This is a genomic window from Hydrogenophaga sp., from assembly GCF_041633695.1.
GTDB lineage: Bacteria > Pseudomonadota > Gammaproteobacteria > Burkholderiales > Burkholderiaceae_C > Hydrogenophaga.
Map to the genome: position 1 here is coordinate 1 of NZ_JBFJMY010000063.1, position 14,565 is coordinate 14,565.

The window sequence follows — 14,565 nt, forward strand, 5'->3', positions numbered from 1 at the left end:
GGGCACCACCGCCTTGCAAGGCGAGGTTGACGGTGGGCGGGCCGCGCCAGAGCAAGGCCATCAGGTTTTTGCCCAGCGTCGGCGCGCCTGCACCGCTTGTGCCAGGCTCGCGAGCACCGGTACGGTTTGCTCAAAACCGATGCAGGCGTCGGTCACGCTCACACCGTGTTGCAGAGGCTGGCCCGGCACCATGTCCTGCCGCCCTTCGTTCAAATGGCTTTCTATCATCAGACCCATGATGCGCCCATCGCCCGCCGCCACCTGAGCGGCCACTTCTGCAGCCACCTCGATTTGCTTGCGGTGCTGTTTGCTGCTGTTGGCGTGCGAGACGTCGATCATCACCTGTTCGGGCAGGCCCGCGCTCTTGAGCAGGGCGCAGGCGGCGTCCACGTCGGCCTGCGCGTAGTTGGGCTTGGGGCCGCCGCGCAGGATCACGTGGCAGTCGTCGTTGCCACGGGTTTCAAAGATCGCGGCCTGGCCCATCTTGGTCATGCCCATGAAGGCGTGTGGTGCGCGCGCCGCCTGGATCGCGTCGGACGCGATTTTCACGCCGCCGTCGGTACCGTTCTTCAAGCCCACCGGGCACGACAGACCGCTCACCAGCTGGCGGTGGCTCTGGCTTTCGGTGGTGCGCGCGCCAATGGCGCCCCAGCTCACCAGATCGCTGATGAATTGCGGCGAGAGCAGGTCCAGAAACTCGGTGCCCACCGGCAGGCCGAGCTCCAGCACCTCGAGCAAGAGCTGCCGCGCCAGTTCCAGACCTTCGTTGATCGCGAAGCTGCCGTCCAGATGCGGGTCGTTGATATAGCCCTTCCAACCCACGGTGGTGCGCGGCTTTTCGAAGTACACCCGCATCACGATCAGCAGATCGTCGGCCAGGGCATCGGCCTGGGCCTTGAGCAGATTGGCGTAGGTGATGGCCTGGTCGTGGTCGTGGATCGAGCACGGGCCCACCACCACCACCAAGCGGTCGTCCTGGCCGTGCAATACGCGGGAGATGGCTTCGCGGCTGCTGTGTACCAGGGCCTGCGCCGACTCGGGCGCGGGTAGCCATTCCTGCAGCAGCGCGGGCGTGATGAGCGGGCGCACGGCGCCGATGCGGATGTCGTCGACGCGCGTGGTGTCGAGGGTGCGCAGGGGCTGGGCGGAATGCAGGCGGTGGGGCATGGTGGCGGTACCGAGTTGAAGGAGGTGGGTATCGAAGGCGTCTGAGGCTAGCGCGTCAGGCGGCGCAAAGGCGCGACAGCAGGCCGGGCACGGCGGCCTTGCTGCATTGCTGCAACGCCATCAGCAGGCGGTGGTCGGGCACCGGCACGCGGTGCTGGTTTTGCAAATCGTGCTGGATGCGCAGCAGCAGTTCGGCGGCCATCTCCGCGTCGGCCAATGCCCGGTGGGCGGCACCGGTGCGCGGCAGCCGGTGGTAATCCACCAGGGTGCCGAGCTTGTGGTTGGGCGCTTGCGGATACAGCCTGCGCGACAGCAATACGGTGCAGGCAAAAGGGTGTGGTGCGGCCAGCCCGGCGTGCGCCAGTTCGGCCTGCCAGTACTTGCGGTCGAACGAGGCGTTGTGCGCCACCATGGGCGCGCCGTCCACAAAGCGCGCCGCCTCGCGCATCACCTCGGCGGCCGGCGGCGCGTTGGCCACCATGGCGTTGGTGATGCCGGTGAGCTGGGTGATGAAGGCGGGGATGTACGCCCCGGTGTGCATCAGGCTCTGAAAGCGGTCCACCAGACGCCCGTTTTGCACCAGCACGATGGCCACTTCGGTGGCGCGGTCGCCCATGCCGGGCGAGATACCGGTGGTTTCAAAGTCGATGACGGCGATGGGGGTCATGGGGCGGCTGGGGCCTTGTGCAAAGTGTGTGGGTGCTGCGGGCGGGGCCGCGCTGTGCAGGGATTTTCGCAGACCCATTCTGCGCACAAGCTGCGCAAAGGCCATGACCGGCATCGTGACATGCCTTGTGTGGCGGACAGGGGTGGCTTGTTCCACACCCGGTGTTCGTTACAGTGCTGTTTGCTACCGAGCCCATCCCGCATGTCCCGATTCACCACCCTGCTCAAACAGGTGCGCGCCTGCAGCCTGTGCGCACCCCAGTTGCCCCTGGGTCCACGGCCTGTGCTGCAAGCCGATCCGGCGGCGCGCATCTTGATCGCCGGCCAGGCGCCTGGCCGCAAGGTGCACGCCAGCGGCGTGCCGTTCGACGACGCCAGTGGCAAACGCCTGCGCGAATGGCTGGGGGTGTCGCCCGAGGTGTTTTACGACCCGAAACAATTTGCCATCCTGCCCATGGGCTTTTGTTATCCCGGCACCGGCAAAGCGGGTGATCTGCCGCCCCGGCCCGAATGCGCCCCGGCGTGGCGCGCCCCACTGCTGGCCGGTATGGCGTCGCTGCGGCTCACGCTGGTGCTGGGCCGCTACGCGCAGGCCTACCACGGCCCCGAGCCCCAGCACACGCTGACCGAGGCGGCGACCCACTGGCGCGAGCACTGGCCCCACACGGTGTTGTTGCCCCACCCCAGTCCACGCAACCAGTTGTGGCTCCAACGCAATCCCTGGTTCGAAGCCGATCTGCTGCCCGTGCTGCGCCAACGGGTGGCGCAGCAGCTGTTACCGTGATGGCCAACCCTTCATCGTTTGCACCGCCGTCCACATGAACACCGCGCCCGACTCCCTGTTTGTCCGCCCCGCCGAACGCCGCGACCTGCCCGCCGTGGCCGCGCTGTTCGACGCCTACCGCCGCTTTTACGAACAGCCCGGCGACCTGGCGTTGGCCACGGCGTATCTGAACCAGCGTTTCGAGCGGGGCGAATCGGTGTTGCTCGTGGGCGGGCGCGCGGCCTCGGGCTTGACCGGCTTTTGCCAGCTGTACCCCAGCTTTTGCTCGGTGCTGGTCGCGCCCATCTTCACCTTGTACGACCTGTTCGTGAGCCCCGAGGCGCGTGGAACCGGGCTGGGCCGCGCGCTCATGCAAGCGGCAGAAGCCCACGGGCGCGAGGCTGGCGCGGCGCGTTTGGACTTGTCCACCGCCCACGACAACCACGCTGCGCGAGCCTTGTATACCGCCATGGGCTGGCAGCGCGACCAGCGCTTCTGGGTGTACAGCAAGAGCTTGACCGGCCCTTAACATGGTCGGACTGTCAGGCCTCGGCCAGGAACCCGCTGGCGGCTGAATACGCCAGCCCATGGGCGCCCTTTTTCAATGCGCCTGCACTTCCACACTTCCATCTACCCATTTCCAACGCCCAACGCCCAACGAACCGCATGCGCACCCTCTACAAAGTCCTCCCTCTGTTCGTGCTCGGTCTGTCCCTGCTGTTCCCGGTGTTCGGCGCCGAACCCGTGAGCGCCAGTTTCTGGACGCAGACCGCCATCGGCGGCAAGGACACAGTCTCGTACCACGACAGCGCGGCACAGAAGGCCCATCGGGTGGTGGAGGGCGAAAAGCGCTACGAGGTCTTGTACCTGGGCGCACATTGGCGTTTCGCCTCCATGAGCAGCGCCGAACGCTTTGCCGCCAATCCGGCGGCTTATGCACCGAGCTACAACGGCCACTGCGCCAACGCCTTGTCCACCGACGAGGGCCTGGTGGAGACCGATGGCGATGTGTGGGAGTTTTTTGGCGACCGGCTGTATTTGTTCTACGCCGAAGCGGGTCGGCAGCGCTGGCTGCAAGGGGATTGGAAATCCTACAAAATCCAGGCAGACGCCGCCTGGCAGGCGATCACCCAAAAGCCCTGAACCCCACTCAGGCAGTGCGTGACGCCACACAGACACGCCCGCTGGTCATAATGGCCTGGACTCCAGAATCCCCCATGGAAAGGCAGAACCCGACATGCAAGCTGAGGTGACAGGCGCCCTGGACCGCGTTGCGCGATCGGCTTGCCCGACCGCTGGCACGTGTGGCGCGAAGGCGGTGGCGTGAGCGGCAACGCCGAGCAAGGGCCATCGATGGTGGGCGATCTCCGGGTGGCGCGCTACCGCAGCGTGCGCCAACGCAGCGAACGCCTGTGTGCCCCGCTGGCACCGGAAGACCATGTGCCGCAGCCGGTGGTGGACGTGAGCCCGCCCAAATGGCACCTGGGCCACACCACCTGGTTCTTCGAGACCATGGTGCTGGTGCACGCCGTGCCGGGCTACCGGGTATTCCACGAGCGCTACGGCTTCATCTTCAACAGCTACTACGAGTCGGTTGGCGAACGTGTGCAACGCGTGGAGCGCGGCGCGTTGAGCCGCCCCACCGTGGCCGAAATACTGGCCTGGCGCGTCCATGTGGACCAGGCCATGCAGACGCTGCTGGGCGGGGCCATGAGCGACGAGCTGGCGGCGCGGGTGGAACTGGGTCTGCAGCACGAACAGCAACACCAGGAGCTGCTGCTCGCCGACGCCAAATACATTTTGGGCATGAACCCGCTGGCACCGAGCTACGACCCCAACGGTCTCGGCGCGGTGGACCTGCAGACCGAACACTTGGCGGCGCACACCGATCAACCCGTCTGGCACCGCTGGAACGGTGGCCCTTGCGACATCGGGCATGCGGGCGAGGGTTTTGCGTTTGACAACGAATCGGCCCGGCACACGGTGCACATCGCGCCCATGGCGCTGCGCGACAGCCTGGTGAGCAACGCCGAATACCTGGCCTTCATGGCCGATGGTGGTTACCAGCGTTTTGAACTCTGGCATTCCGAAGGTTGGGCCTGGCTGCAAGGCCTGGCGCACCGCGCACCGCTGTACTGGCAGCCCGATCCCGAGCACCCTGGTGGCTGGATGCACTACACCTTGCAAGGTTTGATGCCGCTGGCGCCGCAGGCACCGGTCAGCCACCTGAGCTATTTTGAAGCGCACGCCTTTTGCCAATGGGCAGGCTGGCGTCTGCCGACCGAATTCGAATGGGAGGCCCTGGCCGACCGCTTCGACTGGGGCCAGCGCTGGGAGTGGACCGAAAGCGCGTATCTGCCCTACCCCGGTTTCAGCAAGGCCACCGGTGCGCTCGGTGAATACAACGGCAAGTTCATGGTCTCGCAAATGGTGTTGCGTGGCGCGTCTTTTGCCACGCCACCCAGCCACGCGCGCCGCAGCTACCGCAACTTTTTCCATCCGCCGCTGCGCTGGCAATACACAGGTTTGCGACCGGCGCGCGCATGAAGACCCCAGCCCAGGCCCTGGCCACACCGCGCGAGCCAAGCGCCGCGTCGAACCCCAGCGAAGCGCCGCTGGACCAGGCCCTGGTCCGCATGGTGCTGGACGGCCTGGGCCAGGCGCAAAAGAGTTTGTCTGCGGCCTGGTTCTACGACGACGAAGGTTCGCGCCTGTTCCAGCGCATCATGGCCTTGCCCGAGTACTACCTGACGCGCGCCGAGCACAGCATCCTGCGCGAACGCGGCGACGAACTGGCGCAGCTGATCGCGCCCGATGCGCGCGCGGTCGACCTGATCGAACTCGGCAGTGGCGACGGCGAAAAAAGCCTGACCCTGTGCACCGCGCTGCAGAACCGGGACGCGGCCTGCACCTACCACCCGATGGACGTATCGGCGCTGGCGCTGCGCGAACTGCGCCAGCGTTTCGCCCAGCGCCTGCCCGCTTGCGCCGTGCAGCCGCTGTGCGGCAACTACTTTGAACACTGGCCCACGACCCCCGCCGAACACCGCCGGGTGGTGCTGCTGCTGGGCAGCAATCTGGGCAACTTCAGCCAGAGCGACGCGGTCGCGTTGCTGCGCCGCATCCGCAGCCAGCTGCGCCCCGGCGACGCCTTGCTGCTGGGCCTGGACCTGATGAAAGACCCGCAAGTGGTGCTGGCGGCCTACAACGACAGCCAGGGCGTGACCGCCCGCTTCAATCTCAATCTGCTGACCCGCCTGAACCGCGAACTGGGCATGGACTTTGACCTGGCGCAGTTCCGCAACTACGCCAGTTATTCCCCGCTCGACGGCGCGGCGCGCAGCTTTCTGGTGAGCCAGCGCGCGCAGCGGGTGCACAGCAGCCGTTTGCAGCGCGATTTCCACTTTGCCGCCGGGGAAACCATTTACACCGAGCAGTCTCAAAAGTACAACCGCGCCATGCTGGACCAGTTGGCGCAGACGGCGGGCTTCACCGAACAACGTCTGCTGACCGATGCCCAGGCCTGGTACGCGGTGGCGGTCTGGCAAGTGCCGGTGGTTGCACCGGTTCCGACCCCACCACCACAGGCCTGACCGCACCGCGACCGCGCGGGCCGGGTACCAGGCCCACCCGCCACGGACGGTTTTTCAACTCCGCTTTTTCATGACATCTGCATCCACCGACAACCCCGCAGGCTTTGCCTTCGACAACCGCTACGCGCGCGATCTGGAGGGCTTTTACGCGCCCTGGCAAGCGGCCCAGGTGCCGGCGCCCCGGCTGCTGCAGTTCAACCGCGAACTCGCCACCGAGCTCGGGCTGGACGCCGACGCGCTCGACGGTCCGCTGGGTGCGGCCATCTTCTCGGGCAACCAGGCGCCACCCGGTGCCACGCCACTGGCCCAGGCCTACGCCGGGCACCAGTTCGGCGGGTATTCGCCCCAGCTGGGCGATGGCCGCGCCCTGTTGCTGGGCGAGCTGATCGACCGCCACGGCCAGCGCCGAGACATCGCGCTCAAAGGATCGGGCCGCACGCCGTTTTCGCGCGGTGGCGACGGCAAGGCCGCGCTAGCGCCCGTGTTGCGCGAGTACCTGATGGGCGAGGCCATGCACGCGCTGGGCATTCCCACCACGCGTGCGCTGGCCGCTGTGGCCACCGGCGAGGTGGTGCAGCGCGACGGCCGCGCGCCACCCGGTGCGGTGCTCACCCGCGTGGCGGCCAGCCACATCCGCGTGGGCACCTTCCAGTTTTTCGCCGCGCGTGGCGAAGCCGCCGACCTGCGTCGCCTGGCCGACCACGTGATCGCGCGCCACGACCCCGCGCTGCAAGACCACGCCAATCCCTACCTGGCTTTGTTGCAGGCCGTGGCCGAACGCCAGGCGGCCCTGGTGGCGCGCTGGATGGCGGTGGGTTTCATCCACGGCGTGATGAACACCGACAACATGGCGGTGTCGGGCGAAACCATCGACTACGGCCCTTGCGCCTTCATGGACCACTACGACCCGGCCACCGTGTTCAGCTCGATCGACCGCGATGGCCGTTACGCCTACGGCAACCAACCGCACATCGCGCGCTGGAACCTGGCCCGTTTGGCCGAGGGGCTGCTGCCGCTGCTGCACAGCGAGGCCGAGCCCGCCGTGGCCCTGGCGACCGAGGTGATCGACGCCTTCCCGGCACGCTACCAGCACCACCACCTTGCCCAGATGCGCCGCAAGCTCGGTTTGCAGGGCGAGCAGGCGGACGATGCGGCACTGGCGAGCGATTTTCTGGCCAGCATGGTCGGTCAGGCCGTGGACTTCACCCAGGCCTTTCGCCAACTGGGTGAGCTGGCGCAAGATCCCAGCGGTGGGCGCGATGCCGGTTTGCGCGCCCTGTACCTGGATGCGTCGGCGCTCGACGCCTGGCTGCCACGCTGGCGCGCGCGCCTGGCGCTCGGGGCCAACAGCGGGGTCGATGGCGCAGCCGGGAGCCTTGTGGCCATGCGCCAGGCCAACCCGGTCTACATCCCGCGCAACCACCTGGTGGAAGCGGCGCTGAGCGCGGCGGTGGAGCGCGACGATTTCGCGCCGTTCGAAACGCTGCTGCGCGTGTTGCGCCAGCCGTTCCAGGCAGACCCGGCCTGGGCCGCCTTTGCGGAGCCCGCCACGGCGGAACAGGCGGCGGGTTACCGCACTTTCTGCGGCACCTGAGACCTGGCCTTTTGCAGCGTCCCAGGCGGTGACCGGGTCGGTCACGCCTGCCCGGGCTGTGCTTTGTACCGCTCCATGGGCGCACTTAGAACCAAATTAGGTCAAACATAGGGCTTGATGGGCGGAAGCGCCGGTCCTAGGATGCGTCACCGCCCCAAATACACGAGGGTGGATCAGCAGGAGACAAGCCTTGACCCCTTGGGACCATTTGGCCACGCACGAAGCCGCCGTCTTGCAGACCGTTTTCTGGTCGGCGGGCGCTTCGCGTCTGGCGCTGGCAGACCAGCTGGCCTATTCCAAGACCAAGGCCAACAGCGTGGTGGCGGGCTTGCTCGATCAGGGCTTGCTGGAAGAAACCGGGCTGCAAGGTTCCACCGGCGGGCGCCGCCCCGAAACCTTGCAACTGCACCGCGATCTGGGTGTGTTGATCGGCGCCGACCTGGGCGCCACCAGCGTGGACGTGGCCATCATGGCGCCCGATCTGCGGGTGCTGGCCCACCACGCGGAAGCCGCCGATGTGCTCAGCGGACCCGGTGTGGTGCTCTCGCGCGTGCGGGCGCTGATGCGCCAGCTGCTGGCCCAGTGTGGCAAGACCCCGGCCCAGGTCATGGGCATCGGCCTGGGCGTGCCCGGCCCGGTGGATTTTGCCCATGGCATGCTGGTCAACCCGCCGCTGATGCCGCAGTGGGACGGCTTTTCCATCCGCGACTATCTGCGCGAAGACTACGCCGCACCGGTGTTCGTGGACAACGACGTGAACCTGATGGCGCTGGCCGAGCTGTGGCGCCTGAAGCGCAGCCTGCCCAATTTTCTGGTGATCAAGGTCGGTACCGGCATCGGCTGCGGCATCGTCTGCCACGGCGAGGTCTACCGCGGTGCCAACGGTTCGGCCGGAGACGTCGGCCACATCTGCGTCGATGCACACGGCCCGCGCTGCCATTGCGGCAATCTGGGCTGCGTCGAAGCCATGGCGGCCGGTCCGGCCATGGCCCGCCGCGCCACCGAAGCCGCGCTGGCCGGTGAAAGCGCCCTGCTGGCCGAATGCCTGCAGAACAACGGTGTCATCACGCCGCTGGACGTGGCGCAGGCCAGCCGACAAGGCGACACGGCGGCCAACCACATCATCCAGGACGCGGGCAGTTTGATCGGCCAGATGCTGGCCTCCATGGTCAACTTCTTCAACCCGTCGCATGTGTTCATCGGCGGCGGCATCACCCGCATCGGCCCGCTGTTTCTGGCTTCGGTCCGGCAAAGCGTCTACAAGCGTTCGCTGGCCCTGTCCACGCGCCACCTGGATATCCAGTTCACGCCGCTGGCCGAAAAAGCCGGGCTGGTGGGCGCGGGTGTGCTGGCGCTGCAGGAAACCCTGAAACAGCGCGGGGCTGCGGCATGAGCGTCGCGGTCAGCTTCCACAACGTGCTCAAGTCGTTTGGCCCGGTGCAGGTTTTGCACGGGGTGAACTTTGCGCTGCAACCCGGGCGCATCACCGCCTTGCTGGGCGAAAACGGGGCCGGCAAGTCCACCTTGATGAAGATCCTCTCGGGCTACGAAAACCTGAGCGGTGGCGAGTTGCGCATCAACGGCCAGGCCATGCGCTTCAAGAGTTCGCGCGATGCCGAGGCGCAAGGCATTGTGCTGATCCACCAGGAATTCAACCTGGCCGAGGACCTGAGCATCGCCGAGAACATTTTTCTCGGCCACGAGAAGAAACGCGGCTGGTTGCTGGACGACGCCAGCATGCGCGAACAGGCGCAGCAGGCGTTGGCACAAGTCGGTTTGCGGGTGGACGTGAACACCAAGGTCAAGCAGCTCATCGTGGCCGAAAAGCAGCTGGTGGAGATTGCCAAGGCGCTGGCGCGCAAGGCCCGGCTGCTGATCATGGACGAGCCCACCGCCACGCTGACCCCGGGCGAAACGCAGCGCCTGTTTGCGCTCATGGCGCAGTTCAAGGCCGAGGGCGTGACCATGGTCTACATCTCGCACAAGCTCGACGAAGTGGAGCAGGTGACGGACGAGGTGGTGGTGATGCGCGACGGCCAGTTCGTTGCCCAGCAGCCCACGCGCGAACTCACGCGCCAGCAGATGGCCAGCCTCATGGTGGGCCGCGAGCTGTCCGATCTGTATCCGCCCAAGTCGGTGCTCGCCAGCGGTGGCGCACCGGCGATGAAGGTGCGTGGCCTCACCGTGCCGGGCTGGGCCACCGATGTGGATTTTGAGGTCCACCCAGGCGAGATCCTGGGCTTTGCCGGCCTGGTCGGCGCGGGCCGCACCGAACTGTTCGAAGGCCTCATGGGTCTGCGCCCGCGCTCGGCGGGTGCGATCGAACTGCATGGTCAGGCGGTGCGCCTGCGCAACCCGCGAGAGGCGGCGGCGCAGGGGCTGACCTACCTGAGCGAAGACCGCAAAGGCAAGGGTCTGCATGTGCGCTTTGGTTTGCGCCAGAACCTGACCCTGATGGCGCTGGACCGTTACGCCAGCCCCTGGTTGCGGGTGAAGGACGAACTGAAGGCGCTGGCCCAGGCGGTGGACGAGTTCGGCATCCGCGCCGGCTCGCTCGACAGCCTGGCCTCATCGCTCTCCGGCGGCAACCAGCAAAAGCTGGCGCTGGCCAAGGTCTTGCACCCCGGCCCCCAGGTGGTGGTGCTGGACGAACCGACGCGCGGCGTGGACGTGGGCGCCAAGCGCGACATCTACCTGCTGATCCAGAAGCTGGCGCGCGAAGGGCTGGCGGTGGTCGTGATCTCCAGCGAACTGATGGAACTGATCGGCATATGCCACCGCGTCGCCGTGATGCGCGCAGGCCGTTTGCAGACCGTGCTCGAAGCCGAACAACTGACCGAAGAGGACTTGATAGCCCATGCCACAGGAACCCACTGAATCCAGCGCCGCCACGGCCGTCCCGGTCATGGCGCGACCACACTGGTACACGCAACTGCAAAGCCTGGGGCCGGTGATCGGCCTGGTGCTGCTGTGCATCGCCGGCACGCTGCTCAACAGCAACTTTGCCGATGTGGACAACATCACCAACGTGCTGACCCGCACCGCCTTCATCGGCATCATCGCGGTCGGCATGTGCTTTGTCATCGTCAGCGGCGGCATCGATCTGTCGGTCGGCTCCATGGCGGCGCTGATCGCCGGCAGCGTGATCATGACCATGAACGCGGTCGGCCCGCTGCTGCCCTCGCCGCTGCTCGCGGTGGCCCTGGGCATGGGCGTGGCCCTGGTGCTGGGCGCGCTGTTTGGCCTGGCGCACGGCCTGCTCATCACCAAGGGCCGCATCGAGCCCTTCATCGTGACCCTGGGCACGCTGGGCATTTACCGCGCCTACCTCACCTACTTCTCCAATGGCGGCGCCATCACGCTCGATAACGATTTGTCCGACGTGTACAGCCCGGTCTATTACGCGGCTTTTCTGGGTCTGCCGGTGCCCGTCTGGGTGTTTCTGTTCGTGGCCCTGCTGGGCGGTCTGATCCTCAAGCGCACGGCCTTTGGTCGCTACGTGCAGGCCATCGGTTCCAACGAACAGGTGGCGCGCTACGCGGCGGTGAACGTGGACCGGGTGAAGACGCTCACCTACGTGCTGTTGGGCATGTGCGTGGGCATCGCCACCTTGCTGTATGTGCCGCGCCTGGGCTCCGCCACGCCCAACACCGGCTTGTTGTGGGAGCTGGAGGCGATTGCCGCCGTCATCGTCGGCGGCACCGCGCTCAAGGGCGGTGCGGGCAGCATCACCGGCACGGTGATCGGCGCCATCTTGCTCTCGGTCATCAGCAACATCCTCAACCTCACCAGCATCATCAGCGTCTACCTCAACGCTGCCGTGCAGGGCTTTGTGATCATCTCGGTCGCCTTCATGCAGCGCAGCCGCCGCTAGCGACCCCAACCGTGTTCCCCAACCGGTGGCCGAAAGCCGCCTTCTTCAACCCGTTCCCGCAGGAGACAAACAGATGAAAACCATCACCCGAAGACTGGCGATCGGTGCCGTTGCACTGGCCGCACTCGCATCCTTCCCATCCATGGCGCAAAACAAGGTCGTGCTGGGCGTTGCCATCCCGGCGGCCACCCACGGCTTCACCGGCGGCATCGTGTACTGGGCCAACCAGGCCAAGAAAGATCTGGAGAAGGCCAACCCCGGCTTGCAGGTCATCGTCAAGACCGCAGGCGGTGCGCCCGAGCAGGCCAACCAGTTGCAAGACTTGCAGACGGTGAACAAGATCAACGCGCTGGTGATCTTCCCGTTCGAATCGGCCTCGCTCACCAAGCCGGTGGCCCAGGTCAAGAGCAAGGGCGTGTACGTGACCGTGGTGGACCGGGGCCTGACCGACACCAGCGCGCAAGACGCCTACGTGGCCGGTGACAACACGGCCTTCGGCAGGATCCCGGCCGAGTACCTGGTGAAAGCACTGGGCGGCAAGGGCAACGTGGTGGCCATGCGCGGCATCGCCACCACGCTGGACAACGAGCGCATGGACGCCTTCAACGCGGTGCTGAAAGACAACCCCGGTGTGAAGCTGCTGGACGCCAAGTACGCCAACTGGAACCGCGACGATGCCTTCAAGGTGATGCAGGACTACCTGACCCGCTTCAAGGACATCGATGCCGTCTGGGCGGCCGACGATGACATGGCGGTGGGCGTGCTCAAAGCCATCGACCAGGCCAAGCGCAAAGACATCAAGATCGTGTTCGGTGGCGCGGGTGCCAAAGGCATGATCAAGACGCTGATGGACGGCAGCGATCCACGCATCCAGGCCAATGTGTCGTACTCGCCCAAGTTCATCTACGACGCGATCAAACTCACCGCCGAAGCGCGCTTGAAGGGTGAGAAGCTGCCCGCCACCTACATCATTCCTTCGGTGCTGATCACCAAGGAAAACGCCAAGCAGTTCTACTTCCCCGACTCGCCGTTCTGATGAGAGCAAGCCCCTGCGTCGCTTCGCGCCGTCCCCCTTCTCTCGAATGGCTGCGCCATTTGGGAAGGGGGACACCGCCAGCGCTGCGGGGCGGCCCTTGCGCGGCGGTCGCTGAGTGAGCCGACATGCGCCCCCTGGGCTGTGCAGGGCGGGCAACCCACAACCCCCTTGATTCGTATGGCTAGCTGCATTTTCCGGGAGTACCCCATGGCAAGACCCGTCACCCTGTTCACCGGCCAGTGGGCCGATTTGCCGCTGGCCGAACTCGCGCCGCTGGCCAAAAGCATGGGCTACGACGGCCTGGAGCTGGCCTGCTGGGGCGACCATTTCAATGTGCAGGAGGCACTGGCTTCCAGCACCTACGTGCAAGACAAACACGCGCTGTTGAAGCAGCACGGTTTGCGCTGTTTCGCCATGGGCAACCACCTGGTGGGACAAGCCGTGTGCGACCGCATCGACGAACGCCACCAATCCATCTTGCCCGCCCACGTGTGGGGCGATGGTGACCCTGAGGGCGTGCGCCAGCGGGCGGCTGCCGAGTTGGCCGACACGGCGCGCGCCGCGGCGAAGTTCGGCGTGAAGACCGTGACCGGCTTCACCGGCTCGTCCATCTGGCATTCGATCTACGCATTTCCGCCCACCTCACAAGCCTATTGGGACCAGGGCTTTGCCGACTTCGGGCAACGTTTCGCGCCCATCCTCGCCGTGTTCGACGAGATGGACGTGAACTTCGCGCTCGAAGTGCACCCGACCGAAATCGCCTTTGACATCGCCACCAGCGAGCGCGCGCTGCAAGCCGTGAACCAGCATGCGCGCTTCGGCTTCAACTTCGACCCCAGCCACCTGGCCTACCAGGGCGTGGACTACATCCGCTTCATCCGCCAGTTCGGCCCGCGCATTTTCAACGCCCACATGAAAGACGTGTGGTGGGGCAAGGGCGATGGCACGGTGGGTACCTTTGGCGGCCACACCAGCTTTGGCGATGCGCGACGCAGCTGGGACTTTCGCAGCGTGGGGCGCGGCATGATCGATTTCGAATCGCTCATCGTGGCGCTCAACGACGTGGGCTACGAAGGCCCCTTGAGCGTGGAATGGGAAGACAGCCGCATGGACCGGGTGCACGGCGCCACCGAAAGTGCGGCCTTCTGCAAGCGCCTCGATTTCAAACCGGCCACCGGCGCGTTCGACGCCGCGTTCGCCAAAGACACGTCATCGGGGCGCACACGATGACCGTTGGAGACGCACACCGCAAGCTGCGTTACGCCATGGTGGGTGGCGGGCGCGATGCTTTCATTGGCGCGGTGCACCGCAAGGCCGCCGCGCTGGATGGGCAGATCGAGCTGGTGGCGGGCGCGCTGTCCAGCAACCCCGACAAAGCGCGTGCCTCGGGCCGCGACCTGTTCCTGGCCGACGGTCGCAACCACGGCAGTTGGCAGGAACTGCTCGAGGACGAGCTGCGGCGCCCACCGCATGAGCGCATCGATTTCGTCTCCATCGTCACCCCCAACCACCTGCACCACCCGGTGGCCAAGGCTTTTGTCGAAGCGGGTTTTCATGTCGTGTGCGACAAGCCGCTGGTGCACAGCAGCGAGCAGGCGCAAGACCTGGTGGCGGCCGTGGCACGCCAGGGCACGGTCTTTGGCGTGACCTACACCTACACCGGCTATCCCATGGTGCGCCAGATGCGCGAAATGGTGCGCAGCGGCGCCATCGGCAGCGTGCGCCGCGTGGTGGTCGAGTACCAACAAGGTTGGCTGGCCGCGCGGGTCGAAGCCAGTGGCAACAAGCAGGCGCTGTGGCGCACCGACCCGCACCAGAGCGGGCACGCGGGTGCCATGGGCGACATCGGTTCCCACGCCGAAAACCTGCTGA

At 66.3% G+C, this 14,565-nt stretch carries 14 protein-coding genes; 12 read left to right on the forward strand and 2 right to left on the reverse strand.

Annotated features, from left to right (window positions below; translation table 11 throughout):
* Positions 1 to 60: 60 nt before the first annotated feature.
* Both ABYB95_RS05905 and ABYB95_RS05910 read right to left on the reverse strand, forming a co-directional pair.
* Entirely contained in the window at positions 61 to 1,167 is a 1,107-nt protein-coding gene (locus ABYB95_RS05905; protein ID WP_372657538.1) for a 3-deoxy-7-phosphoheptulonate synthase, read from the reverse strand.
* A 55-nt stretch (positions 1,168 to 1,222) separates the two neighbouring features.
* Positions 1,223 to 1,834 carry a PolC-type DNA polymerase III gene (locus ABYB95_RS05910; protein WP_372657539.1) on the reverse strand — a complete coding sequence of 204 codons (612 nt, stop codon included), beginning with the start codon at positions 1,832 to 1,834 and terminating at the stop codon, positions 1,223 to 1,225.
* A gap of 201 nt (positions 1,835 to 2,035) precedes the next feature.
* Here ABYB95_RS05910 and ABYB95_RS05915 point away from each other — a divergent pair, with 201 nt between their 5' ends.
* The 12 genes from ABYB95_RS05915 to ABYB95_RS05970 form a co-directional block, all read left to right on the forward strand.
* The gene (locus tag ABYB95_RS05915; protein WP_372657540.1) at positions 2,036 to 2,617 is read left to right on the forward strand and encodes a uracil-DNA glycosylase family protein; all 582 of its coding nucleotides are present in this window, start codon (positions 2,036 to 2,038) and stop codon (positions 2,615 to 2,617) included.
* A 34-nt stretch (positions 2,618 to 2,651) separates the two neighbouring features.
* On the forward strand, positions 2,652 to 3,125 hold the full coding sequence (locus tag ABYB95_RS05920) for an N-acetyltransferase family protein (protein WP_372657541.1): 474 nt from the start codon (positions 2,652 to 2,654) through the stop codon (positions 3,123 to 3,125).
* Between the two features lie 137 nt (positions 3,126 to 3,262).
* Positions 3,263 to 3,739: a YHS domain-containing (seleno)protein gene (locus tag ABYB95_RS05925; RefSeq protein ID WP_372657542.1), complete on the forward strand. Its 477-nt coding sequence runs from the start codon at positions 3,263 to 3,265 to the stop codon at positions 3,737 to 3,739.
* Positions 3,740 to 3,949: 210 nt separating this feature from the next.
* Positions 3,950 to 5,143, forward strand: a complete 1,194-nt coding sequence (egtB, locus tag ABYB95_RS05930; RefSeq protein ID WP_372657551.1) for an ergothioneine biosynthesis protein EgtB — start codon at positions 3,950 to 3,952, stop codon at positions 5,141 to 5,143.
* The gene (gene egtD, locus ABYB95_RS05935) at positions 5,140 to 6,189 is read left to right on the forward strand and encodes an L-histidine N(alpha)-methyltransferase (RefSeq protein WP_372657543.1); all 1,050 of its coding nucleotides are present in this window, start codon (positions 5,140 to 5,142) and stop codon (positions 6,187 to 6,189) included. Before egtB ends, egtD begins: the two co-directional genes overlap by 4 nt.
* Positions 6,190 to 6,259: 70 nt before the next feature.
* Positions 6,260 to 7,783 (forward strand): YdiU family protein, encoded by a 1,524-nt coding sequence (locus ABYB95_RS05940; protein ID WP_372657544.1) that lies wholly within the window; start codon positions 6,260 to 6,262, stop codon positions 7,781 to 7,783.
* A gap of 190 nt (positions 7,784 to 7,973) precedes the next feature.
* Positions 7,974 to 9,176 (forward strand): ROK family protein, encoded by a 1,203-nt coding sequence (locus ABYB95_RS05945; protein WP_372657545.1) that lies wholly within the window; start codon positions 7,974 to 7,976, stop codon positions 9,174 to 9,176.
* Positions 9,173 to 10,660: a sugar ABC transporter ATP-binding protein gene (locus ABYB95_RS05950; RefSeq protein WP_372657546.1), complete on the forward strand. Its 1,488-nt coding sequence runs from the start codon at positions 9,173 to 9,175 to the stop codon at positions 10,658 to 10,660. The genes ABYB95_RS05945 and ABYB95_RS05950 overlap by 4 nt, the downstream gene beginning before the upstream one ends.
* A complete protein-coding gene (locus tag ABYB95_RS05955; RefSeq protein ID WP_372657547.1) occupies positions 10,641 to 11,657 on the forward strand; it encodes an ABC transporter permease in 1,017 nt (338 codons plus the stop codon). The genes ABYB95_RS05950 and ABYB95_RS05955 overlap by 20 nt, the downstream gene beginning before the upstream one ends.
* A 73-nt stretch (positions 11,658 to 11,730) precedes the next feature.
* Positions 11,731 to 12,693, forward strand: coding sequence for a substrate-binding domain-containing protein (locus ABYB95_RS05960; protein WP_372657548.1), 963 nt, complete (start codon positions 11,731 to 11,733; stop codon positions 12,691 to 12,693).
* Between the two features lie 207 nt (positions 12,694 to 12,900).
* Complete coding sequence (locus ABYB95_RS05965) at positions 12,901 to 13,923, forward strand: sugar phosphate isomerase/epimerase family protein (protein ID WP_372657549.1); 1,023 nt, start codon at positions 12,901 to 12,903, stop codon at positions 13,921 to 13,923.
* Positions 13,920 to 14,565, forward strand: a 646-nt coding sequence (locus ABYB95_RS05970) for a Gfo/Idh/MocA family protein (RefSeq protein WP_372657550.1), incomplete at its 3' end; no start/stop codon positions are given. The genes ABYB95_RS05965 and ABYB95_RS05970, both read left to right, overlap by 4 nt.